Annotated in this window: 19 protein-coding genes; 9 read left to right on the plus strand and 10 right to left on the minus strand. The window is 54.1% G+C overall.

The window, feature by feature from the left end:
• Positions 1-4: 4 nt before the first annotated feature.
• From iadA to CSE01S_RS17080, 4 genes are all read right to left on the minus strand, one after another.
• Positions 5-1,168: a beta-aspartyl-peptidase gene (gene iadA, locus CSE01S_RS17065; protein WP_042290915.1), complete on the minus strand. Its 1,164-nt coding sequence runs from the start codon at positions 1,166-1,168 to the stop codon at positions 5-7.
• An 11-nt stretch (positions 1,169-1,179) separates the two neighbouring features.
• On the minus strand, positions 1,180-1,641 hold the full coding sequence (locus CSE01S_RS17070; RefSeq protein ID WP_042290917.1) for a YjiG family protein: 462 nt from the start codon (positions 1,639-1,641) through the stop codon (positions 1,180-1,182).
• Position 1,642: 1 nt separating this feature from the next.
• Positions 1,643-2,302, minus strand: a complete 660-nt coding sequence (locus CSE01S_RS17075) for a nucleoside recognition domain-containing protein (protein WP_042290919.1) — start codon at positions 2,300-2,302, stop codon at positions 1,643-1,645.
• Positions 2,303-2,461: 159 nt separating this feature from the next.
• On the minus strand, positions 2,462-3,526 hold the full coding sequence (locus tag CSE01S_RS17080) for an AI-2E family transporter (protein WP_042290921.1): 1,065 nt from the start codon (positions 3,524-3,526) through the stop codon (positions 2,462-2,464).
• A 223-nt stretch (positions 3,527-3,749) separates the two neighbouring features.
• Between CSE01S_RS17080 and bepA the strand changes: the two genes are divergently transcribed.
• The 3 genes from bepA (at position 3,750) to CSE01S_RS17095 (ending at position 6,682) form a co-directional block, all read left to right on the plus strand.
• A complete protein-coding gene (bepA, locus tag CSE01S_RS17085; RefSeq protein ID WP_042290922.1) occupies positions 3,750-5,213 on the plus strand; it encodes a beta-barrel assembly-enhancing protease in 1,464 nt (487 codons plus the stop codon).
• A gap of 40 nt (positions 5,214-5,253) precedes the next feature.
• On the plus strand, positions 5,254-5,613 hold the full coding sequence (gene arsC, locus CSE01S_RS17090; protein ID WP_042290924.1) for an arsenate reductase (glutaredoxin): 360 nt from the start codon (positions 5,254-5,256) through the stop codon (positions 5,611-5,613).
• A gap of 157 nt (positions 5,614-5,770) precedes the next feature.
• The gene (locus tag CSE01S_RS17095; protein WP_042290926.1) at positions 5,771-6,682 is read left to right on the plus strand and encodes an Rpn family recombination-promoting nuclease/putative transposase; all 912 of its coding nucleotides are present in this window, start codon (positions 5,771-5,773) and stop codon (positions 6,680-6,682) included.
• On the opposite strand, the gene CSE01S_RS17100 is transcribed toward CSE01S_RS17095, so the two are convergent.
• The 4 genes from CSE01S_RS17100 to CSE01S_RS17115 form a co-directional block, all read right to left on the minus strand.
• Entirely contained in the window at positions 6,672-7,373 is a 702-nt protein-coding gene (locus tag CSE01S_RS17100; RefSeq protein WP_217997764.1) for a DnaA inactivator Hda, read from the minus strand. The genes CSE01S_RS17095 and CSE01S_RS17100 overlap by 11 nt on opposite strands.
• A 94-nt stretch (positions 7,374-7,467) precedes the next feature.
• A complete protein-coding gene (gene uraA / locus CSE01S_RS17105) occupies positions 7,468-8,757 on the minus strand; it encodes a uracil permease (protein ID WP_042290928.1) in 1,290 nt (429 codons plus the stop codon).
• Positions 8,758-8,851: 94 nt separating this feature from the next.
• Positions 8,852-9,478 carry a uracil phosphoribosyltransferase gene (gene upp, locus CSE01S_RS17110; protein ID WP_003037929.1) on the minus strand — a complete coding sequence of 209 codons (627 nt, stop codon included), beginning with the start codon at positions 9,476-9,478 and terminating at the stop codon, positions 8,852-8,854.
• 181 nt (positions 9,479-9,659) lie between these two features.
• The gene (locus tag CSE01S_RS17115; RefSeq protein WP_042290930.1) at positions 9,660-11,090 is read right to left on the minus strand and encodes a 6-phospho-beta-glucosidase; all 1,431 of its coding nucleotides are present in this window, start codon (positions 11,088-11,090) and stop codon (positions 9,660-9,662) included.
• A gap of 265 nt (positions 11,091-11,355) precedes the next feature.
• Between CSE01S_RS17115 and purM the strand changes: the two genes are divergently transcribed.
• The 4 genes from purM to ppx all read left to right on the plus strand — a co-directional run bounded on the left by purM (position 11,356) and on the right by ppx (position 16,861).
• A complete protein-coding gene (purM, locus tag CSE01S_RS17120) occupies positions 11,356-12,393 on the plus strand; it encodes a phosphoribosylformylglycinamidine cyclo-ligase (RefSeq protein ID WP_042290955.1) in 1,038 nt (345 codons plus the stop codon).
• Positions 12,393-13,031, plus strand: a complete 639-nt coding sequence (gene purN, locus CSE01S_RS17125) for a phosphoribosylglycinamide formyltransferase (RefSeq protein WP_042290932.1) — start codon at positions 12,393-12,395, stop codon at positions 13,029-13,031. Before purM ends, purN begins: the two co-directional genes overlap by 1 nt.
• A gap of 217 nt (positions 13,032-13,248) precedes the next feature.
• Positions 13,249-15,315 (plus strand): polyphosphate kinase 1, encoded by a 2,067-nt coding sequence (gene ppk1 / locus CSE01S_RS17130; RefSeq protein ID WP_042290933.1) that lies wholly within the window; start codon positions 13,249-13,251, stop codon positions 15,313-15,315.
• Between the two features lie 4 nt (positions 15,316-15,319).
• On the plus strand, positions 15,320-16,861 hold the full coding sequence (ppx, locus tag CSE01S_RS17135) for an exopolyphosphatase (RefSeq protein ID WP_042290934.1): 1,542 nt from the start codon (positions 15,320-15,322) through the stop codon (positions 16,859-16,861).
• Between the two features lie 7 nt (positions 16,862-16,868).
• Here ppx and CSE01S_RS17140 read toward each other — a convergent pair whose 3' ends face one another.
• Positions 16,869-19,109 carry a bifunctional diguanylate cyclase/phosphodiesterase gene (locus tag CSE01S_RS17140; protein ID WP_042290936.1) on the minus strand — a complete coding sequence of 747 codons (2,241 nt, stop codon included), beginning with the start codon at positions 19,107-19,109 and terminating at the stop codon, positions 16,869-16,871.
• Positions 19,110-19,455: 346 nt separating this feature from the next.
• Here CSE01S_RS17140 and CSE01S_RS17145 point away from each other — a divergent pair, with 346 nt between their 5' ends.
• Positions 19,456-19,647 (plus strand): YfgG family protein, encoded by a 192-nt coding sequence (locus CSE01S_RS17145; protein ID WP_042290938.1) that lies wholly within the window; start codon positions 19,456-19,458, stop codon positions 19,645-19,647.
• A 284-nt stretch (positions 19,648-19,931) separates the two neighbouring features.
• Here CSE01S_RS17145 and CSE01S_RS17150 read toward each other — a convergent pair whose 3' ends face one another.
• Positions 19,932-20,342, minus strand: a complete 411-nt coding sequence (locus CSE01S_RS17150) for an ASCH domain-containing protein (RefSeq protein ID WP_042290940.1) — start codon at positions 20,340-20,342, stop codon at positions 19,932-19,934.
• Positions 20,343-20,743: 401 nt separating this feature from the next.
• On the opposite strand from CSE01S_RS17150, the gene CSE01S_RS17155 reads away from it, so the two are divergent.
• The coding region (locus CSE01S_RS17155) for a type VI secretion system Vgr family protein (RefSeq protein WP_052406305.1) at positions 20,744-23,101 on the plus strand (2,358 nt) is incomplete at its 3' end.

Below are 23,101 nucleotides of genomic sequence, written 5' to 3' on the forward strand. Positions count from 1 at the left end.
CGTTTTACTCAAACGTGCCTTTTACGCACGCTTTTTTGTCCCGCACCATGACTTTGCCTTTCGCCCACAGATGTGTCACTTCCAGCGCTTCATTAAGCACCAGAATATCAGCGTCGCATCCGACCGCTAACCGGCCTTTATGGGCAAGGCCCAGGAATTCGGCCACCGTACGCGTAAGCGGGCACAACGCCTGCTCCAGCGGCAGATGATGAATAGTGACTAACTGGCGCAGCGTCTGTGCCAGCGAGTCGAATCCCGCCACGCCGATGCCGATCAGATTGCCGTTTTCATCAAACTCCGGCTGGCTGCCGTTACCGTCTGAACTGAGGGTGAGACGCGACAACGGAACATCATTCTGTAGGGCGGTAACGATCGCCGTGGCGGGATCAACAGGCTCATCAATGCTGCTGGTGATGTCGATATAGCCACCGTCGTGCGCATAATCCAGCGCCGCATGGAACAGCGACTCGGCGCGGTTAACATGTGTTGGCAGGAGTTTTGTGATGGGCACATCGGCATTCGCGAGGATCTCATACAACGGCTCGAGCATCCTGGGGCTACTGCCCATATGAAACACGCTCACGCCCGCTTTCTGCCCCAGTAGTCCGCCGACGCGCGCCTGTGCGGCCATATTAGCCAGCGCGGCGGCGTCCGGGGCAGACGAGCGGTGATCGGAAATCGCGCACTTCACCCCAATGACCTTATCGATCAGCGCCACGTCACGATCGACGCTGCCGGTGAGGGTCGGAGAGGGCAGCGAGTAGGCGCCGGTGAGCATCCACGCGCTGATACCTTCCGTTTCCAGCGCGCGGGTCTTCGCGAGGAGCGACTCCGGATGGCGGGTTATCCCATCAGTCCCCAGTAACCCGACTACGGACGTGATCCCGGCCTCCACCAGCCGCGACAAACGCACTTCCGGCGTGCGGGTATGAGGCCCCGCTTCGCCACCGCCGCCAATCAGGTGCACATGCTGGTCGATAAAACCCGGGCAGACAACGGCGCCTGCCAGATCAATACACTGGCAGCCAGGAAAATCGCCCGGCGCGATAGTGGGAGCAATCGCCACGATTTTGCCGCTGGCGACGAGAATATCCTGTACGCCAAGATCGTCAGGGGCGTAGACATGTCCACGCTGAAACAGCGTCAGGTTCAGAATTGAACAGTTCATAACCTTCCTTGTTAAACAATAAGTTGCATGACCCAGATCGACACCAGCGCGTTAATCACGCACACGGCGATGATGTGCGGATAATACCGCGGATCGACACCCGCTGTCCCGAGACAGCGTCCGACGTTTTGTACCGGGTTGCCCATCAGGTAGATCGCAGGTAAAAGGACGGTCGCGTCATGCCCCGTCAGCGATCCCGCCACCACCAGGCTCGCACAAACGCCTACGCCACCGCCCATGCTCATTACCGCAGCCAGCAGTACGGTGGCAGACTCGCCTGGCAAGCCCCAGAGCGCCATCACCGGCTCGCAGACGCGGCCAACGATATCAAGCAGTCCTGTCACCGTCAGCGCCTGGATAATGACAAACGCCATCACCACGTTGGGAAGAAGGCTGGTAGTGGCGATGGTAAAACCGCGCCGCGCGCCCTCGATAAACATATCCATGACATTTTTACGTACCTGCGTACTCATCTCAGGCCTCCCGTTGCAGACGACGATTTTCCAGCAGCGATATCCACAGCCTTAGCAGATTCGCGCCGACAAACTTAAAGACCAGAATCACCGCCAGCGGGGTAATGACCGGCACGGTAATCATGGTGAACAGCGCTGCGCCAGAGGAAAAATAATTGGTTATGCAGGCGCTACCGCTGGTTTGCCAGGTGGCGAAAATCGCGCGCTCCTGCCCGGTAATGAGCCCCTCTTCCGCCATTTCTTTGGTCATCCCTGCCGCAGCGTCGGTATTTTGCAGGTTCGCAATCAACGCCAGCGAGCAAATCCCTGGAATCCCCAGTAAAGGACGCAGAACGGGCGTCATCAACTGTTGGGCGGCGCGCAGGCCACCCAGCCCTTCCGTCACCGAAATAATCCCTAACGACAGAATGACCGACGGCGCGAGTTCGAGGGCGAAAAGAAATCCGTCTTTTGCTCCCGTTCCACCGATCCCGCGAAACGAGAGGGCTTTATCTCCCGCCGCGTTGATCTGACCAAACGTGCCGTTGAGCACGGTAAAATCGAAAACCCGCCACCATTCCGTGCTTTTCGCAAACATCCCTGAAAAAAAGAGAATCGTAATGAAAAAGGCGAGATAACCGCCCCACCCCGGTTTCTGTTGCGTGTGTGTGTTGTGACCCATTTTTTTCTCCTGTCGGTCTTTTCCATGCGTGACAAAAATTCATCACCCGGGTCACGTTAAAGACAAAAAGGAAGAAAAACGACAGCGTGGCGGTATATTCAGAAAACATTTAGAGGGGGAGAAGCAATCCGGTAACAGAACGTTACCGGATGAAAAGAGTTACGCTGCGTCAACGCGCTGCGCATCAGGCCAGGCATGGACCACGGCTTTAATTAAAGTCGCTAACGGAATCGCGAAGAAGACGCCCCAGAAACCCCACAGGCCGCCAAAAATGACCACGGAGAGAATGATCACCAACGGGTGCAGATTCACCGCTTCAGAGAACAAAACCGGCACCAGCAGGTTGCCGTCAAGCGCCTGGATGATCAAATAAACCGCGAAACAGCTCCAAAACTCGGTCCCCAGACCAAACTGAAACAGCGCCACGCCCACTACCGGGATCGTCACCACGAAGGCGCCGATATAGGGGATAAGAACCGAAAAGCCGACCAGCACCGCCAGCAGCAGCGAATAGTTCAGGCCAAACAGCAGGAAGCCCAGCCAGGTCGCCACACCCACCACCACCATTTCCAGCACTTTACCGCGGATGTAGTTGGTAATTTGCTGATTCATCTCTTTCCAGACCTGCCCCGCCAGCCCACGGTTGCGCGGTAGCACCCGGCGCACCGCATTCAGCATCTGCTCTTTGTCCTTCAGCAGGAAAAACACCATCAGCGGCACCAGCACCAGATAAACCGCCAGGGTCAGCAGGCCAACCAGAGACGCCAGTGAGTATTTCACTACGGAATCGCCCATCGTCAGCATGCGGGTACGCATGTTTTCCGCCATGGCGTCAATGATGCCCGCGTCCATTAACGCAGGATAACGACGCGGCAATGTCGCGGCGAAATCAGAGAGTTTATTCAACATGCCGGGCATGTCGCGGATCAGGTATATCCCCTGCTGCCAGGCCACCGGCATCACCACAAACGCCATAAGCAGTAAAATGCCTACAAACAGTACCAGCACAATCGACGTCGCCCAGCGGCGTGAACAGCCGATCTTCTCCAGGCGGACGGTCGGCCACTCGAGTAAATAAGCCAGCACGATAGACACCAGCAGCGGAGCCAGTAATCCGCTAAAAAAGAAAAGGATGCCGAACCCGGCAACCAGGATCACCAGCAAAGCAATCGCCTCCGGGTCGCTAAAGCGACGGCGATACCATTGCATCAACATTTCGAGCATAAAACCTTCCCTGAACCTCATTAGCGGGATTGCGATCCCGAATTGTATCGAAATGTCACAAAAAAGACTTCGCTTTTTATGACTGATTCAGGAAACTGAAAAGTCATTTGTGCAGGGTATTCATCCGCAGGTTTCACCGCTACACTGCCCTTGCAGGCAGAGCGGGAACGATACTGCCCGGCATCGGTCAAATGACTATCTCAAAGAAAACAGGACAGAGGTTATGTTCAGGCAGTTTAAGAAAAACCTGGTGGCTACCCTCATTGCCGCACTGACCCTCGGTCAGGCGGCGCCCGCGTTCGCAGACGCTGCGGACTCATTGCCGGACATGGGAACGTCGGCTGCAAGCACCCTTTCCATCGGGCAGGAATTGCAGATGGGCGATTATTATGTGCGCCAGCTGCGCGGCAGCGCGCCGTTGATTAACGACCCGTTGTTGGTTCAGTACATTAACGGACTCGGGATGCGCCTGGTTTCCCATGCCGACTCGGTCAAAACGCCCTTCCATTTCTTTTTGATAAATAACGACGAAATCAACGCATTCGCCTTCTTCGGCGGTAACGTCGTGCTGCACGCCGCGCTGTTTCGCTACTCTGATAACGAAAGCCAACTCGCCTCGGTCATGGCGCACGAAATTTCCCACGTTACCCAACGCCACCTGGCGCGGGCGATGGAAGATCAAAAACGCAGCGCGCCGCTCACCTGGGTTGGCGCACTGGGCTCCATATTGTTAGCAATGGCCAGCCCGCAGGCGGGGATGGCGGCGCTCACCGGGACGCTGGCGGGCACACGTCAGGGAATGATCAGCTTTACCCAGCAGAACGAACAGGAAGCCGACCGTATAGGGATCCAGGTGCTTCAGCGTGCCGGATTCGATCCACAGGCTATGCCGACATTCCTGGAAAAACTGCTCGACCAGGCGCGCTACTCCTCCCGTCCGCCGGAAATCCTGTTAACCCACCCCCTGCCGGAAAGCCGACTTTCTGACGCCCGTAACCGGGCAAACCAGATGCGTCCGGTCGTGGTGCAATCATCGGAAGCGTTCTATTTAGCGAAAGTGCGAACCCTGGGAATGTATAATTCCGGACGCAACCAGTTAACCAGCGATCTGCTGGATGAACTGGCGAAAGGCAACGTCCGCCAGCAGCGCGCCGCGCAATATGGCCGGGCGCTTCAGGCAATGGAAGGCAGTAAATATGATGAAGCGCGCAAAGCGCTCCAGCCGCTGTTATCGGCGGAGCCGGGGAACGCCTGGTATCTGGATCTGGCCACCGACATCGACCTCGGACAGAAGAAAACCCATGACGCGATCGCGCGTCTGAAAAATGCGCGCGATTTGCGGGTGAACCCTGTCCTGCAGCTTAACCTCGCGAACGCGCTGCTGCAGGGTGGACAGGCGCAGGAAGCCGCAACGATCCTCAACCGCTATACGTTTAATTATAAAGACGACAGCAATGGCTGGGATCTTCTTGCCCAGGCGCAAGCTGCGCTGAATCATCGCGATCAAGAGCTTGCGGCCCGCGCGGAAGGCTACGCGCTGGCGGGCCGTCTCGATCAGGCGATCTCATTACTCAGCAGCGCCAGCTCACAGGCGAAGCTGGGCAGCCAGCAGCAGGCGCGTTACGATGCCCGTATCGACCAGTTGCGTCAGCTGCAAGAACGCTTTAAGCCTTACACCAAAATGTAATTATCTGTCCTTTGCCCGGATAGCGATACAAGGAGAAGTCATGTCAGAAGCGGTAAAAATCTACCATAATCCGCGTTGTTCCAAGAGTCGCGAAACGCTGAGCCTGCTGCAGTCCAACGGCGTGGAGCCGGAAGTGGTGCTTTATCTCGACACCCCCGCCGATGCGGCAACACTGCGTCAACTGCTGAAAATGCTGGGCATGACCAGCGCCCGCGAACTGATGCGCCAGAAAGACGATCTCTACAAAGCGCTCAATCTGGCAGACAGCAATCTGACGGAGGCGCAACTGATTCAGGCGATGGTAGAAAATCCCAAACTGATGGAGCGCCCGATTGTGGTGGCGAACGGCCAGGCACGAATCGGACGACCGCCAGAGCAGGTGCTGGACATCGTCCGCTAACCGCCCATGCGCCGCCTCAGTATCGATTGCGGCGCTTTTCTATTATTTGGCTCTCAATAATTTTCCGAGGCTACTCGCATCCTTGCCGCTTCTTTCTCTTCTTTATTTTTCTTTCTGCTAGATTGCGGACTATTCATTAAAGAAGGAAAAGGATGCCATGAATAAAAAGAACACCTCGACACCGCATGATGCCGTGTTTAAACAATTTCTATCCCATCCCGAAACCGCGCGTGATTTTTTGGAGAGTCATTTACCCCGTGCGCTGCATAAACTTTGTGACCTCAGTACGCTTCGTCTGGAGTCTGCCAGTTTTATTGAGGAGACGATGCGCGCCTATTATTCGGATATTCTTTACTCATTAAAGACGCGCGCAGGTAACGGTTATATTTACGCGTTAATTGAACATCAGAGCTCTCCCGACCGGCACATGGCGTTTCGCCTGATGCGCTATGCCATTGCCGCCATGCAACGTCACCTTGACGCCGGACACGACACATTACCGCTGGTGATCCCGGTTCTGTTCTATCACGGTCTGGTTAGCCCTTATCCATACTCAATGCGCTGGCTGGATGCGTTTGCGCTGCCGTCGCTGGCTGAAAATTTCTATAATCACGCCTTTCCTTTAGTCGATATTACCATCATTCCCGATGATGAAATTATGCAGCATCGACGAATGGCGATTCTGGAAATAGTGCAAAAACATATTCGCTTGCGCGATTTAAATGAATTAATAGATAAATTAGTAATATTAATCAATCAAAACAACATCACCCACGAGCAGCTTAAAACAGTATTGCTTTACATATCAAAAAATGGAAAAGTAGAAAATCAACGCGCTTTTTTCCAGACACTGGCAAACCAACCAACCGAATATAAGGACACAATTATGACGCTGGCAGAATATCTGAGAAACGAAGGCTTTGAAGAAGGGCAAAAGCTCGCGGCGTTACGTATCGCAAAAGAGATGCTGAAAAACGGGCTCGACCTGCCACTCATTCTCACCGTGACGGGCGTCAGCGAAGCAGAATTACATCAGACAGACCCAGAGCAGTCTGCGGTTAAAGCTTGAGGATCTCTTTGACGAACGGAATCGTCAGCTTACGCTGGGCGGTAATCGAGGCATGATCGAGCTGGTCCAGCGTCATAAACAGCGTACGCATTTCGCGATCCAGCCGTTTAAGCAAAAAGCGCCCAACGTCTTCGGGTAGCTCAAAGCCACGTAGCCGGGCGCGCAGCTGAAGCGCCTGAAGTTTGTCTTCATCCGACAGAGGCTGAAGCTTGTAAATTTGCCCCCAGTCCAGCCGCGAGGCCAGATCGGGCAAGCCGAGATTAAGCTGACGTGGCGGACGATCGCCGGTAATCAGCAGACGCGTTTTTCCAGACTCGAGGATGCGGTTGTAGAGATTGAAAATCGCCATTTCCCACAGCGCATCGCCGGCGACACATTCGATGTTGTCGATACAGACCAGCGAAAGCTGTTCCATCCCGTCGAGCACCTCCGGAACAAACCAGGTGCGCTTGTCCAGCGGCACATAGCCGACCGCGTCGCCGCGCTGCGACAGTTCCGCGCAGGCGGCATGCAATAAATGACTGCGGCCCGCGCCTTCACGCGACCAGAGATAAATGTATCCGCTATGCTCCTGACGCAACACGTTTTGCAGTGCGGCCAGTAAAGAGGCGTTATCCCCCGGCCAGAAACTTGCGAAAGTTTCGTCGTCAGGAAGATAAAGTGGCAAGGAGAGCTGTGCCGGTGTGTTCAGAGATACCTCAACCCAGATTTCATTAAATCGCGATGAGTTTAACACAGAATTCCGCTGTGATAGAACCGGGCAGCGTCCCTGCCCGGTTTCTGCGTTACTGCTGCGGCGTATCCGCGTCTTTCGCATCCAGTACCACTTCTTCCGGACGCAATACTGAGATTAACTTGAAGATCAGACTCAGGCCAATCCCGACGATGGTGGCCAGCGCCATGCCTTTCAGTTCAGCGGCGCCAATGTGAACCTTCGCGCCGCTGACGCCAATGATCAGAATGACGGAGGTCAGGATCAGGTTCTGCGCTTTGTTGTAATCCACCTTCGATTCAATCAGCACGCGGATACCGGACGCGCCGATCACCCCATACAGCAACAGGGATACCCCACCCATCACCGGTAGCGGAATGATCTGGATAGCCGCTGCGAGTTTGCCTACGCAGGAGAGCAGGATAGCGAAGATCGCCGCGCCGCCAATCACCCAGGTGCTGTACACGCGGGTAATTGCCATGACGCCAATATTTTCGCCGTAGGTGGTGTTCGGTGTAGAGCCGAAGAAGCCGGAGATCAACGTTGATAAACCGTTAGCGAACATGGAGCGATGCAAACCCGGATCGCGTACCAGATCTTTTTTAACGATATTCGCCGTAACCACCAGGTGCCCGACGTGTTCAGCAATCACCACCAGCGCCGCTGGCAGAATGGTCAGAATAGCGAACCACTCGAAACGCGGGGTGTAGAATGTCGGCAGCGCAAACCAGTGCGCCTCGGCGATCGGTGTGGTATCGACAACGCCCATCGCGAAGGAAAGCGCATAGCCCGCCAGTACGCCAATGAGGATCGGGATAATCGCCATAAAGCCGCGGAACAGTACAGAACCGAACACGGTCACCGCCAGCGTCACCATGGAGATAATAATGGTCTTCGCATCCGCGGACTGACCTTCCGCCGGCAGCAGTCCGGCCATGCCAGCAGCGACCCCCGCCAGTTCCAGACCGATAACGGCAACAATGGCGCCCATCGCAGCAGGAGGAAACATCACGTCCAGCCAGCCAGTGCCTGCCTTCTTCACGATGAAAGAGACCAGGCAGAACAGCACGCCGCACATAATAAAGCCGCCCAGCGCCACCTCATAGCCTAACGGCAGCAGGAGCAGCACCGGGGAGATAAAGGCAAAGCTCGACCCTAAATAAGCCGGGATTTTCCCTTTACAGATAAACAAATACAGCAGCGTACCAATGCCGTTAAACAGCAGAACGGTGGCCGGGTTAATATGAAACAGAACGGGCACCAGCACGGTTGCGCCAAACATGGCGAACAGGTGTTGCAAACTAAGCGGGATTGTCTGTAAAAGCGGCGGTCTTTCACTTACCCCGATAGCACGGCGCGTCATAGTGTTTTCCTCTGTGTGTTTTGTTATTAGCAGTTGAGTTGTTTTATTCAAAAAAAAGCCGACTCTTAAAGTCGGCTGATATTTAATGATTCACTTATTTCGTCCCAAAGATCTTATCACCGGCATCGCCAAGCCCCGGAATAATGTATCCGTGCTCGTTCAATCCCTGGTCGATCGACGCGGTGTACAGTTCCACGTCCGGGTGCGCTTTTTCCAGCGCGGCAATGCCTTCCGGCGCGGCAACCAGCACCAGCACCTTGATGCTGCTGCAACCGGCTTTTTTCAGCAGATCGATGGTGGCGATAACGGAACCTCCGGTCGCCAGCATCGGATCAACGATCAGCGCCATACGCTCGTCGATGTTGGACACCAGCTTCTGGAAATAAGGAACCGGCTCCAGGGTTTCTTCGTTGCGGTACATCCCGACCACGCTGATACGCGCGCTTGGTACGTTTTCCAGTACCCCTTCCATCATCCCCAGACCTGCGCGCAGGATAGGCACGACGGTAATTTTTTTCCCTTTAATCTGGTCGACTTCAACCGGGCCATTCCAGCCTTCAATGGTCACCTTTTCGGTTTCCAGGCCCGCAGTCGCTTCGTAGGTCAGCAGACTGCCTACTTCCGAGGCGAGTTCACGAAAGCGTTTGGTGCTGATGTCGTTTTCACGCATCAGACCCAGCTTGTGTTTGACGAGTGGGTGTTTGACTTCCACGATCTTCATACTCTTCTCCTTTCCTCAGACGAGTGGCAACCACAAAAAAATCGCCGGATTATACCGCTTTTCCTCCTGGGCGCAACATAACGTATGCATGACCTGGATCAAGCAAAGTTATTTACCTTTGGCTGATGAGTATAAAACACGCCCCGCATTCTGCGCGGGGCGGCGGGTCAAGTCGCTGAAATCAGAGCGTTTCACCGTTGCTTTTAATCACCTGCTGATACCATGCGAAAGATTTTTTAGGCTGCCGGGCCAATGTGCCGCTCCCGTCATTATTTTTGTCGACGTAGATGAAGCCATAGCGTTTTTTCATTTCGCCCGTGCCAGCGGAAACCAGATCGATGCATCCCCATGGCGTGTACCCCATCAGATCCACGCCATCCTCCACCACCGCTTTTTTCATTTCGCGGATGTGCGCGGCCAGGTAGTCAATACGGTAACTGTCGTCCACCGATCCGTCAGGCTGCTGAACGTCAATGGCGCCGAAGCCGTTCTCAACGATAAACAGCGGCAGCTGATAGTGGTCCCAGAACCAGTTCAACGAATAGCGCAGGCCGACGGGATCGATCTGCCACCCCCAGTCCGACTTCTGCACGTAGGGGTTGGCGACCAAATGCTTCGTTTCGTCATAGTCAAGCTGTGGATTATCCTCCGTCGCTTTGGTGGTAAACGACATGTAATAGCTAAAGCCAATGTAATCAACGCAGCCCTCAGACAACGCGGCGCGATCGGCGTCGGTGATATCCAGCGCGAAGCCGCGCCGTTCGAAATAATTAAGGATGTGCTGCGGGTATTTACCGCGTACGTGGACGTCGGTAAACCAGTAGCGGCGGTGCATGGCGTTCATCGCCATCATCATGTCGTCCGGCGCACAGGTCAGCGGGTATATGGGGCACATGGCGATCATGCAGCCGACCTGTAGCGCCGGGTTGATTTCGCGGGCGGCTTTCACCGCCAGCGCACTGGCGACCAACTCGTAGTGCGCCGCCTGGTACATTATCGGTTCGCGATCTTCGCCCGGCTGGTATTTCAATCCGGAGTTAGTAAACGGCGCGAAGTCTTCATGATAATTCGCCTGGTTGTTAATCTCGTTAAACGTCATCCAGTATTTCACTTTATGCTGATAGCGCGTAAACGCCACCTTCGCAAAGCGCACGAAAAAGTCGATGAGCTTACGGTTGCGCCAGCCGCCGTATTCCGTCACCAGATGGTACGGCATCTCGAAATGCGACAAGGTGATCACCGGTTCAATGCCATATTTCAGACACTCGTCAAAGAGGTCGTCATAAAATTGCAACCCCGCTTCATTGGGCTGGGTTTCGTCTCCCTGTGGAAAAATACGTGTCCAGGCAATGGACGTGCGGAAACACCTGAAGCCCATTTCCGCGAACAGCTTTATGTCCTCTTTGTAGCGGCGGTAAAAGTCAATGGCGTGGTGATTGGGATAATTTTTGCCTGGCAGCACGCCGTCGGTGATTTCCCGCGCGACGCCGTGCGCGCCTGCGGTCATCACATCGGCCACGCTGATTCCCTTTCCGCCTTCCTGCCAGCCGCCCTCCAGTTGATGCGCCGCGACCGCCCCACCCCACATGAAATTCGCTTTAAATCCCGACATAGATCCCCTCGTTAATTCGCATTAGCAAAACAGAAACCGGTTTCAGTACGATACTGAGCAAACTTAGCGGCGCATTCAAGCAACGAAATGTACCCGGTTTCATTTTCGTGGCGCAGGTCATAAAAACGGCGCCGTACGAGAAAATCGCAGCAAAAATCAACATATAAAATCGGATGCAACGCAGGCTCGCAAACGTTTGCTTTCCCTGTTAGAATTGCGCCGAATTTTTCCTTTTACCGCAAGAAATAACGTGGGGAACCAGGCAGTGACCGATAAAACCTCTCTTAGCTACAAAGATGCCGGTGTTGATATTGACGCGGGCAATGCTCTGGTCGATCGAATCAAAGGCGTAGTGAAGAAAACCCGCCGCCCGGAAGTAATGGGGGGTCTGGGTGGCTTCGGTGCGCTGTGCGCGTTGCCGCAAAAATATCGTGAACCGGTACTGGTTTCCGGCACTGACGGCGTAGGGACCAAACTGCGTCTGGCAATGGATCTTAAGCGTCACGACACCATAGGGATTGACCTGGTGGCGATGTGCGTGAACGACCTGGTGGTTCAGGGCGCTGAGCCGCTGTTTTTCCTCGACTATTACGCTACCGGGAAACTGGACGTGGACACCGCAGCCAGCGTCATTCAGGGCATTGCGGAAGGTTGTCTGCAGTCCGGCTGCGCGCTGGTCGGAGGGGAAACCGCTGAAATGCCAGGGATGTACCACGGTGAAGACTATGACGTCGCGGGCTTCTGCGTCGGGGTGGTGGAAAAATCAGAAATCATCGACGCTTCTAAAGTTGCCGACGGCGATGTGCTGATTGCGCTGGGATCCAGCGGCCCGCACTCTAACGGCTACTCGCTGGTGCGCAAAATCGTTGAGGTTAGCGGCTGCGACCCGGAAACCACCGAGCTTGACGGTAAGCCGCTGGCCGATCATCTGCTTGCGCCGACCCGTATCTACGTGAAATCGATCCTGGCGCTGATCGAGAACGTCGACGTGCACGCCATCGCCCACCTCACCGGCGGCGGTTTCTGGGAAAATATTCCACGCGTCCTGCCGGACAACACTCAGGCGGTGATCGACGAATCTTCATGGCAGTGGCCTGCCGTGTTCAACTGGTTGCAAAACGCCGGTAATGTTAGCCAGCACGAAATGTACCGTACCTTTAACTGCGGCGTCGGTATGGTGATCGCCCTTCCGGCAAGCGAAGTGGACAATGCGCTGGCATTGCTGAAAGCAAAGGGTGAAAACGCGTGGAAAATCGGTATCATCAACGCTTCTGATTCCGAACAGCGTGTGGTTATTGAATAATGAATATTGTGGTGCTTATTTCCGGCAACGGAAGCAATTTGCAGGCGATCATTGATGCCTGCAAAGAGAAGAAAATCAACGGCACCCTTCGCGCAGTATTCAGCAACAAGGCCGATGCGTTCGGCCTTGAACGCGCCAGAAAAGCGAACATTCCTGTGCATACGCTGACGGCCGATCAGTTCGCCAGCCGTGAAGCGTTTGACCGGGAGCTGACCCTTGAGATCGACGCGTATGCGCCTGATGTGGTGGTGCTGGCCGGTTTTATGCGCATTCTTAGCCCAGCCTTTGTCGCTCATTATCACGGACGCCTGCTGAATATACACCCTTCCCTGTTGCCCAAATATCCCGGCCTGCATACCCACCGCCAGGCGCTGGAAAATGGCGACGAGGAACACGGTACGTCGGTGCACTTTGTCACCGATGAGCTTGATGGCGGTCCGGTCATTTTACAGGCGAAAGTGCCCGTCTTTGAGGGAGACGACGAAGACGAAATCACCGCGCGCGTTCAGGCCCAGGAACATGCCATTTATCCCCTGGTTGTGAGCTGGTTCGTCGAAGGCCGTCTGAAGATGCATGACAACGCCGCGTGGCTGGATGGTCAACGTTTGCCGCCGCAGGGCTATGCGGCTGACGATTAATTCGGTCCCTTTACAGGCCAGAAGCGCCGTCTTCTGGCCCTGACGCGTCCGTTCGCCGGATAGCGGCAAAATACCCTCTCCGGCCTACTTTTCTTCCCGCCTTTATGTTATCAAACAGTTTATTGTCATACTTTTCTGGCACAGTTGGACATCTGAGAGCATTGCTCGCCATAATGATCAGGTCGTGTCCCGTGAATCAAACGGAGTATAAGTATTAATGGGTCAGGAAAAGCTATACATCGAGAAAGAGCTGAGCTGGTTAGCGTTTAACGAACGCGTGCTCCAGGAAGCGGCGGATAAATCTAACCCGCTAATCGAAAGGATGCGTTTCTTAGGCATCTATTCCAATAACCTTGATGAGTTCTATAAAGTGCGTTTCGCCGAGTTGAAGCGCCGCATTATCATTAGCGAAGAACAGGGTTCAAATTCGCATTCTCGCCATCTGTTAGGCAAGATCCAGTCCCGTGTGTTAAAAGCCGATCAGGAATTTGATGGTCTTTATAACGAACTGTTGCTGGAGATGGCGCGCAACCAGATCTTCCTGATTAACGAACGCCAACTGTCGGTGAATCAGCAAAGCTGGCTGCGCCACTACTTTAAACAATACCTGCGCCAGCATATCACCCCCATTTTGATCAACCGCGAAACGGATCTCGTTCAGTTTCTGAAAGATGATTACACCTACCTCGCGGTGGAGATCATTCGTGGTGATTCGATACGCTACGCGCTGCTGGAAATTCCATCGGACAAAGTGCCGCGCTTCGTCAACCTGCCGCCGGAAGCCCCGCGACGCCGCAAACCGATGATCCTGCTGGACAACATTCTGCGCTACTGCCTGGATGACATCTTCAAAGGCTTTTTTGATTACGACGCCCTGAACGCTTATTCGATGAAGATGACCCGCGACGCCGAATACGATCTGGTGCACGAGATGGAATCCAGCCTGATGGAGCTGATGTCCTCCAGCCTCAAACAGCGTTTGACCGCTGAACCGGTGCGTTTTGTTTATCAGCGCGACATGCCCAACGCGCTGGTCGAAGTGCTGCGGGAAAAACTGACCATCTCGCGTTATGACTCCATCGTGCCCGGGGGGCGTTACCACAACTTCAAAGATTTCATTAACTTCCCGAATGTCGGCAAAGCGAATCTGGTGAATAAACCGCTGCCGCGCCTGCGCCATATCTGGTTTGATAATGAGAAGTTTCGTAATGGCTTTGACGCCATCCGTGAACGCGATGTGCTGCTCTACTATCCGTATCACACCTTTGAGCACGTTCTGGAGCTGTTGCGTCAGGCCTCCTTCGACCCGAGCGTACTGGCCATCAAAATTAACATCTATCGCGTGGCGAAAGATTCACGGATTATCGACTCGATGATCCATGCTGCCCACAACGGCAAAAAAGTCACGGTGGTGGTGGAGCTACAGGCGCGCTTTGATGAAGAAGCCAACATTCATTGGGCGAAGCGCCTGACGGAAGCGGGCGTACATGTGATCTTCTCCGCGCCGGGCTTAAAAATTCACGCCAAGCTGTTTCTTATTTCGCGTAAAGAAGGCGACGACGTGGTGCGCTACGCGCATATCGGCACCGGTAACTTCAACGAAAAAACCGCGCGCCTGTATACCGACTATTCGCTGCTGACCGCCGATGCGCGGATCACCAACGAAGTGCGCCGGGTGTTTAACTTTATTGAGAACCCGTACCGTCCGGTAACGTTTGATTATTTGCTGGTTTCGCCACAAAACTCGCGTCGCCTGCTGTATGAAATGATTGACCGTGAAATCGCCAACGCTCAGCAGGGACGCCCTTCCGGCATCACCCTGAAGCTGAATAATTTGGTCGACAAAGGGCTGGTTGACCGCCTGTATGCGGCGTCCAGTTCCGGCGTGACGGTAAATCTGCTGGTTCGCGGAATGTGTTCGCTGATTCCTTATCTTCCAGGCATCAGCGATAATATTCGCGTCATCAGCATTGTTGACCGCTATCTGGAACATGACCGTGTTTACATCTTTGAAAATGGCGGCAATAAGCAGGTGTATCTGTCCTCCGCGGACTGGATGACGCGTAATATCGACTACCGCATTGAGGTAGCGACGCCGCTGCTTGATCCACGCCTGAAGCAACGAGTACTGGATATTATTGACATCCTGTTCAGCGACACGGTAAAAGCCCGCTATATCGACAAAGAACTGAGTAATCGCTACGTGCCGCGCGGGAATCGCCGCAAAGTACAGGCGCAACTGGCGATTTATGACTACATCAAATCACTCGAGCAACCAGACTAACGCTATGCCAATACATGATAAGTCCCCACGACCGCAGGAGTTTGCGGCAGTCGACCTCGGCTCAAACAGTTTTCACATGGTCATTGCCCGCGTGGTGGATGGCGCAATGCAGATAATTGGCCGTCTGAAGCAGCGTGTCCATCTGGCTGACGGCCTCGGCCCGGATAACCGGTTGAGTGAAGAAGCCATGGAGCGCGGGCTAAGCTGTCTGTCGCTGTTTGCCGAACGTCTGCAGGGGTTTTCGCCCTCCAGCGTCTGTATTGTGGGGACGCACACGCTGCGTCAGGCGTTGAACGCCACTGACTTTCTCAAGCGTGCGGAAAAGGTTATCCCCTACCCTATTGAGATCATCTCCGGTAACGAAGAAGCGCGCCTGATTTTTATGGGCGTTGAGCACACGCAGCCCGAAAAGGGGCGTAAGCTGGTGATCGACATCGGCGGCGGCTCAACGGAACTGGTGATCGGCGAAAACTTCGAGCCAAAGCTGGTTGAAAGCCGTCGTATGGGGTGCGTCAGCTTTGCGCAGCTTTATTTTCCCGGCGGCGCGATCAACCCGGAAAACTTCCAGCGCGCCAGAATGGCGGCGGCGCAAAAGCTCGAAACCTTAACCTGGCAGTTTCGCATTCAGGGCTGGAACGTCGCGCTGGGCGCCTCCGGCACCATTAAAGCCGCACATGAAGTGCTGCTGGAGCTGGGGGAAAAAGACGGTTTTATTACCCCGGAACGTCTGGACCGTCTGGTGACAGAGATACTGCACTATCGCAATTTCGACGCCCTGAGCTTGCCGGGTTTATCCGAGGAGCGAAAAGCGGTGTTTGTGCCGGGTCTGGCGATTCTTTGCGGTGTCTTTGATGCGCTGGCCATCCGCGAGCTTCGCCTCTCCGACGGCGCGCTGCGTGAAGGCGTCCTGTACGAAATGGAAGGCCGCTTTCGCCACCAGGACGTCCGTAGCCGTACCGCCAGTAGCCTGGCGAATCAGTACAATATTGACAGCGATCAGGCCAGACGCGTACTGGATACCACCATGCAGATGTACGATCAGTGGCAGGCGCAGCAGCCAAAACTGGCCCATCCGCAGTTGGAAGCGCTGCTGAGATGGGCCGCAATGCTGCACGAGGTAGGCCTGAATATCAATCACAGCGGCCTGCATCGCCATTCAGCCTATATTCTGCAAAACAGTGATTTACCCGGCTTTAATCAGGAGCAGCAAACCATGATGGCGACGCTGGTTCGCTATCACCGCAAAGCGATCAAGCTGGACGATCTGCCGCGCTTTACGCTGTTCAAGAAGAAGCAATACCTGCCACTAATCCAGTTGCTGCGCCTTGGCGTTCTGCTGAACAATCAGCGCCAGGCCACGACTACGCCCCCGACGCTGACGCTCATCACGGACGACAGCCACTGGACGCTCCGTTTTCCTTATGACTGGTTCAGCCAGAACGCGCTGGTGCTGCTCGATCTGGAAAAAGAGCAGCAATACTGGGAAGCGGTCACCGGCTGGCGTCTGAAAATAGAGGAAGAACGTTCACCGGAAATCGCCGCCTGAAGGCCGCTCAGGTGCCGGTAACCGGCACCTGCGCTTTCAGTATGTCCCTTAGCGGTTGGGGTTCGCCGATTAAATATCCCTGCATATAGTCAATGCCCAGCGAGGCGACCGCGCTGCGGATCTCCTCGCTTTCAACAAATTCCGCCACCACCTGCATTTTCTTCATGCGCGCCAGATGGCAGATAGAAGCAACAATCTGGTAGTCGAGGCTGTTCGATACCATATTGCGGATAAAACTCCCGTCAATTTTTAAAATGTTGGCGCTGATATTTTTCAGCCGGGCATAGCTGGCATAGCCGGTATCGAAATCGTCAATCGCAATTTGACAGCCCAACTGTTGCAGATTATGCAGCGTTACCTGCGCCTGCTCGGCATTCAGCAGCGCGTAGCTTTCGGTGACTTCGAAGATCAACTGCCACGCCTCGATCTGGTATTTGCTCAGTAGCTTGCTGACTTCCAGTGAAAACTTCGCACGACAAATTGACGGAGCCGAAAGATTCAGGGCAAAACGGCGCGCGGGCATCTCTGCACGATTATCGGCCATAAAGCGTAAGGTATGTTCGATGACCCAGAGATCGATTCGCGAGGCCAGACCGAACTCATGCGCAACGGGCAAAAATACCTCTGGCGAGATCAATCCGCCGTCACTGTCTTTCAACCGCAGCAGGATCTCATGGTAGACATCGCCACGCAGGCCTTCGATAGGTTGCGCCATCAGGCAGAAGCGATCGTGTTCGAGCGCGTGCTGCAGGCGATTCATCATCGCCACTTTATCTTTCACATTGCGCTGCAAATTCACAGCTCCACGACGCTCCAGATTCTCCGGCGTGTTGGTCATAATCGACAGTTCAGCAATGGTACTAAGTTCGCCAAGCAGCAGATAAATATGGTTCACCGGAGACCGCACGTAGCAGTAACTCATGCCCACCTGCGGCTGGAAAGTCATACCGTCCCAGATAAAGCGAAACCGTTTGATGTGCTCGTCCAGGAGATCAATACGCTGCTGGTGTGATTCGGTGTTTAAGCGCAGCAGCAGGTCCGGGCCAGACATTTGGTAGACGTTTTCATCCGGCGACAGCTTTTCATTTATCCAGTGTGAAAGCTGCTGCTTATACTGAATCCGCAGCATAATGCCATAATTCTTCACCAGCACTTCGAGCTCAGGAACATGCAGAAAACAGAGCGCGGACCATGGGGCATTTTTCAGGGCGCGATTGAGCGCGCGGAGATTGGGCAGATGAACAACGGGATCGAGGAAAGCCAGCCTGCGCGCGCGGCTGTTGACAACCCGCTGACGCGTGGCCAATACCGCCATGTAATTGACGATAAATGAAAAAACCAGAAAGCTCGACGACGTGATCGCCAGTTGGACATCATAACCAGAATAATAGGGGGTATAGCTCTGGTAATTATGGATCGCAATAATCAGCACGGGCGCCCAAAGCAGAGAGATGAAGCGATAGCCATAGCGCATCGCGCCCCAGAGCATAACCGGCAGTAATAATGACATTGTATAATTTGTGCTGAATATTGAGCTATTTACATTCAGGGGCATACATAGCAAGGTCATTAATACAATGAGGATTAATAACCATAAGGCAACCTCTTTCTTCGAGGCTTTTGCATCAAACTGCAGTTTTAACTGGGAATAATAGCCGCGTAAATGAAGCGGGTTACGAATCACGCGAAGGAGAAAATAGAAAAACGGGACGCCAATTAAATTTCCGACAAGGATCCCCTGATAGTTAATTAATGCATTGATGTTAAACGGGGTGACGCCCATCAGATTCAGTCGGCTTTCATACATTCCGACAAACGCCGCAAACTGAAAAAGCACCAGAAACAGCGTAGCGGAGCAAAATACCTGCCAGAAAATTCGCTGGAACACCAGTCGCGGCTCGCCGTGTGAGACGCAATTCCGACGCGGATTAAAGACGCGATAGCCGCCCCAACTGAGGACGATAGCGATGAGGAAATGGGCGATTACCGGTAGCGTTTCAGCCAGCCCCACCTGCGGATATTTGCGTAAAAAGATGGCAAGAATAATTCCTGGTAATGCCGCCCAACTGAAAAAGTGCATCATGCTCATCATTAATGCTAACGGAAGATATAAAAGCACCACATCCCCGGAAGCCATATGCGCATAAGTATTGACGTGGCTCACTAATGGCAGCATTAAACACGGCAAAACCAGAGGAAGCCCCCACCACTTATCTCTGATTGCAATATAATTTTTATTCAGTCTCATAGATGCTCAGCAGAAACCCCGACTCCCGATGGGTTTTATCAGACAGGCATCCCCCCTGACCGCAAAAAGGCGATGAAAAGATCATCACGTGAGGCAACGATTTTAGTTGCCAGCGGAAAGCAAATTTTGACATACATCAAATAATTTCACCGCCATTAATTAATTATTACCTTTATTCCGGCGTGTTATCATTTATATATTATTAATGTAAATAAGATTACTAACTTCCATAACAACCCCCCATGAACAAGCTAACGCATTTTTACAACGTCATGAATTGACCATTGCGGCGCAGTATGCCTTAATGTGCTTATCGCCCGCAGGGGCATCTCTTAAGGAACCTTTTGTGAGTCAGGCTACCAGTATGCGAAAACGACATCGATTTAACAGTCGCATGACCCGTATCGTACTGCTTATCAGTTTTCTCTTCTTCTTTGGACGCTTTGTCTACTCTTCTATTGGCGCCTGGCATCATCATCAGGACAAAAAAGACGTTCAACAGTCCAGCCTCTCTGTCGAAACGCCCGCACAGCGTTAAGGTTTCTCAGCGCGATAAGATACCGACCACATGCCGCAGTATCGCTAACCGTTAATAGCAGCGGATGAGCATGCTCACGAGATTCGTATTATTGCCGTACAACACGGTTCAGAATTATCAGGCCATGATCAGACGCGTAAACAGCCGCTACTGGACGTTTGTTGAGAAGATCGGCGGGCGTTTTGGGACACCTGATGAACCGGCATCTGAACGGATAGTTCGGAATGAAGAGCGCTGGCGTAAGTCCCGGGATTACCGCCAAACGCCTGCCGGACCCTCTCATTTTACAACACCTCAACCACTTCAAATTCTTCTGCGATCAACTCCATATCTTCAGAAAAGTGACCTTCGCGGGTGAAAAATCGCTGATGCTCTTTCTGCCAGTATTGAAGGCTTAAATCGCCTTCCCCTTCTTTGCGAGCAAAAGCCTCAGTCACGTCACAAAAACGCACCAGTCGCATTGAAAGCAGCCTGGTCACGCAGATCGGGACATTCTGACCATCAAGGATAATATTATAGCTTCCAATTCTCGGGGCAGACTCTCCCTGCAGGTAAGAGGCAAACGATCCACAGGAAGCCGTTTTGATTCCTTTTTTAATCAGGTCCGCAAGCTCGCTGGCAAGTTTCGGGCTATCGCCCATTTGCCAGGCCTCTGCGCCTGGATATTTCGCTTTGAGTTCCTCAACCGCAACCATAAAAGCCCTTTTGAATTGTCGATGAAAAGAAACGTTATACCGGTTTCATCATAAGCTGTCCCGTCAATAACAATGATGTCTTTCTTCAAATATTGTGGCCCATTTTTCGCGCTAAGCAGTCATTGTAAATGTGAATAGATAAAAATAAAAAACCCGTAAAAACAGAGGGTTGAATTAATATTCGAACAGAAATGATTAGCTATAAGTTAGCGGTTCATCATTATTCCCGTGCAGTCTGGTAAAGGATAAAACAGAATAACTCTCTGAATAATACAGTTAGCCTCCCCTTTAACACCGTCTTCTCACTTCACATTTTTTGTCCATAAAAGGCATTTACAGCCCCCATTTTTTCATGTGATTATCGCTCGATACATTACCCTTGGGTTACATAAGGTCTTGTTATGGATAACTGGTCAGCGCTTTTTGACCGACAGACCCGCTATGTTCTGGAGATTAATGACAGCCCGGTAAAACCGGATGTCCTGCGTTTTCGCGGCAGGGAAGCCCTGAGCGAGCCATTCATATGGGACATTGAGTTCACCTCCCTGCATGCGAACATTCCCCCGGAACAGGTGCTGATGAAATATGCCACCTTCCGGATGCGTGGCGGTAAAAATGTCCACGGCATCGTGACCCGGCTTGAATGGCTGTCCACATCAAAAGACCAGTCCCACTACCGGCTCACGCTCAGTTCCCGTCTTGCTCTCCCGGGAAACACCCGGCAGTGCGCCGTATTTCAGAATCAGTCCGTCCCTGAAGTGGTGGAGCAGGTGCTGCGTAAGCACGGACTGGAGGGCGCTGATTTTGAATTCAGGCTGGAGCGCACCTACCCTGCGCGTGAACTTATCACCCAGTGGCGGGAAACGGATTTGCAGTTCATTCAGCGCATTCTGTCCGAGGTGGGGATTTACTGGCGCACGGAGATGGACGACGTGCGCGGTCTGGATACGTACATATTTGCCGACAGCCAGCTGAACTATCAGTTTGACGTGCGCCTGCCGTACAGCGAGCCGTCGGGTCTGTTTGACGGCGCGGCAGAATCGGTGTGGGACGTACGGACCTGGCACAACATCGCCACCGGGACCGTCACCACGCGGGACTACAACTACCGGACCGCCACCACGCCGCTGGATGCAATGGTCGGCGTGCGCAATGATGCGGTCACCACCGGGGAGCATTACCGTTACGCCGCACCTTATCGTGACGCGGGTGATGACGCCAGCCCTGAGCCGGAAACCGAATCAGGCGCGTTTTATGCCCGGCTTCATCACGAGCGGGAACTCAATAAATCAGCCCGTATCCACCTGTTCAGCAATGCCGCCCACCTTACGCCGGGGCAGGTGCTGGAGCCGCAGGGCGATGTCATTACTGCCCTGAAAGAGGGCGTGCTCCTTACGCTGGTGACCTTCCGGGGCGCACGAGATTCCCGCCTGCATGTGTCGGTCCGGGGAATGCCCTACAGCGAACGTTACTGTTTCCGCCCGGCGGAAATCCCGCGTCCGGAAATCCACGGCACCCTGCCTGCCCGGGTCGAGAGCCGGGAGAAGAATGACATTTATGCGCACCTGGACGGGCAGGGGCGTTACCGGGTCAGGCTGGACTTTGACCGGGAGGCGACAGAGCCGGGTTACGGCTACCTGTGGCTGCGGATGGCGAAACCTTATGCCGGGGAGACGTACGGCTGGCATATGCCGCTCACCGACGGAACCGAAGTGGCGATTGCCTACAGCAACGGTGATATTGACCTGCCGTATATCTCCCACGCCCTGCATGATTCTGAACATCCCGACATCGTTAATCGCGACAACCGCAGCCAGAACATTCTGCGTACCGCCGCTGAAAACGAGCTGCGGATGGAGGACCGCCGCGGTGAGGAGCATATCGCGCTGACGACGCCATATGGCGCAACGCAGTTGAATACCGGGCATCTGGTGGATGCGCAGGACAAACCGCGCGGCACCGGTACGGAACTGCGCACCGATGAGCACGGCGTTATCCGCGCCGGAAAGGGGCTGTTTGTCAGCGCGGATACGCAGGCAAAGGCACAGGGTGAAGTGCTGGATATGAGCGCTGCGCTGAAGGAAATCGACCGGCTCAACCAGCAACTACAGCAGCTGGAAATGGCCGCAGAACAGGCGCAGGCGCTGAAAGCGGATGTCGACAGCCAGATACAGATGTTTGAGCAGCGGCTGAAACCGCTTAATGAAGCGGTGCTTTTCTCGGCGCCGGAAGGCATGGCCATGACCAGCGGCGAACATCTGCAACTGGCTGCCAGCAAAACCGTCGCCATCAGTGCGGGCGGGGACATCAGCACTGGCGTCATGGGTAACTTGACCGCCCTCGCCGGAGAAAAGCTCGGCATGTTTGCCCGCACCGGGCAACTGAGCCTGAAATCCGGGGAAGGCTCTGTGGAGGCGCAGGCGCAGAACGGCAATATGAGGCTGTTTGCGGAGAAGAAGCTGACGCTGAGCTCGGCGAGTGACATCTCGTTAACGGGCAAGAAACGCATCACGCTGATAGGTGGCGGGAGCTACCTGCGGCTGGAGGCGGGGAAAATAGAGTACGGGACAACGGCGGCTTACCTGCGCCGGACGAAAAGGACGATGACGGCGGCACGAAGCGCTTTACCTCTGGATACCTCCCCGCTCCCTCCTGCGGCCGCCATGCGGGAATTTAACCCCGAAACGCTGACTCCCTGGGTGACGCCGGTTTATGCGAAATCCTGCCTGAAAGAGAAAGGCTGCACCGATGCCGGTACC

The organism is Citrobacter sedlakii NBRC 105722, assembly GCF_000759835.1.
In the GTDB taxonomy this organism is placed as follows: domain Bacteria; phylum Pseudomonadota; class Gammaproteobacteria; order Enterobacterales; family Enterobacteriaceae; genus Citrobacter_A; species Citrobacter_A sedlakii.

Excerpts from the sequence above, each read along its gene's own strand:
- iadA (WP_042290915.1), bottom strand. The coding sequence starts at position 1,168 with ATGAACTGTTCAATTCTGAACCTGACGCTGTTTCAGCGTGGACATGTC.
- CSE01S_RS17075 (WP_042290919.1), bottom strand. The coding sequence starts at position 2,302 with ATGGGTCACAACACACACACGCAACAGAAACCGGGGTGGGGCGGTTAT.
- CSE01S_RS17070 (WP_042290917.1), bottom strand. The coding sequence starts at position 1,641 with ATGAGTACGCAGGTACGTAAAAATGTCATGGATATGTTTATCGAGGGC.
- arsC (WP_042290924.1), top strand. The coding sequence starts at position 5,254 with ATGTCAGAAGCGGTAAAAATCTACCATAATCCGCGTTGTTCCAAGAGT.
- bepA (WP_042290922.1), top strand. The coding sequence starts at position 3,750 with ATGTTCAGGCAGTTTAAGAAAAACCTGGTGGCTACCCTCATTGCCGCA.
- upp (WP_003037929.1), bottom strand. The coding sequence starts at position 9,478 with ATGAAGATCGTGGAAGTCAAACACCCACTCGTCAAACACAAGCTGGGT.
- CSE01S_RS17150 (WP_042290940.1), bottom strand. The coding sequence starts at position 20,342 with ATGGTTGCGGTTGAGGAACTCAAAGCGAAATATCCAGGCGCAGAGGCC.
- CSE01S_RS17095 (WP_042290926.1), top strand. The coding sequence starts at position 5,771 with ATGAATAAAAAGAACACCTCGACACCGCATGATGCCGTGTTTAAACAA.
- ppx (WP_042290934.1), top strand. The coding sequence starts at position 15,320 with ATGCCAATACATGATAAGTCCCCACGACCGCAGGAGTTTGCGGCAGTC.
- CSE01S_RS17140 (WP_042290936.1), bottom strand. The coding sequence starts at position 19,109 with ATGAGACTGAATAAAAATTATATTGCAATCAGAGATAAGTGGTGGGGG.
- uraA (WP_042290928.1), bottom strand. The coding sequence starts at position 8,757 with ATGACGCGCCGTGCTATCGGGGTAAGTGAAAGACCGCCGCTTTTACAG.
- purN (WP_042290932.1), top strand. The coding sequence starts at position 12,393 with ATGAATATTGTGGTGCTTATTTCCGGCAACGGAAGCAATTTGCAGGCG.
- CSE01S_RS17115 (WP_042290930.1), bottom strand. The coding sequence starts at position 11,090 with ATGTCGGGATTTAAAGCGAATTTCATGTGGGGTGGGGCGGTCGCGGCG.
- ppk1 (WP_042290933.1), top strand. The coding sequence starts at position 13,249 with ATGGGTCAGGAAAAGCTATACATCGAGAAAGAGCTGAGCTGGTTAGCG.
- CSE01S_RS17080 (WP_042290921.1), bottom strand. The coding sequence starts at position 3,526 with ATGCTCGAAATGTTGATGCAATGGTATCGCCGTCGCTTTAGCGACCCG.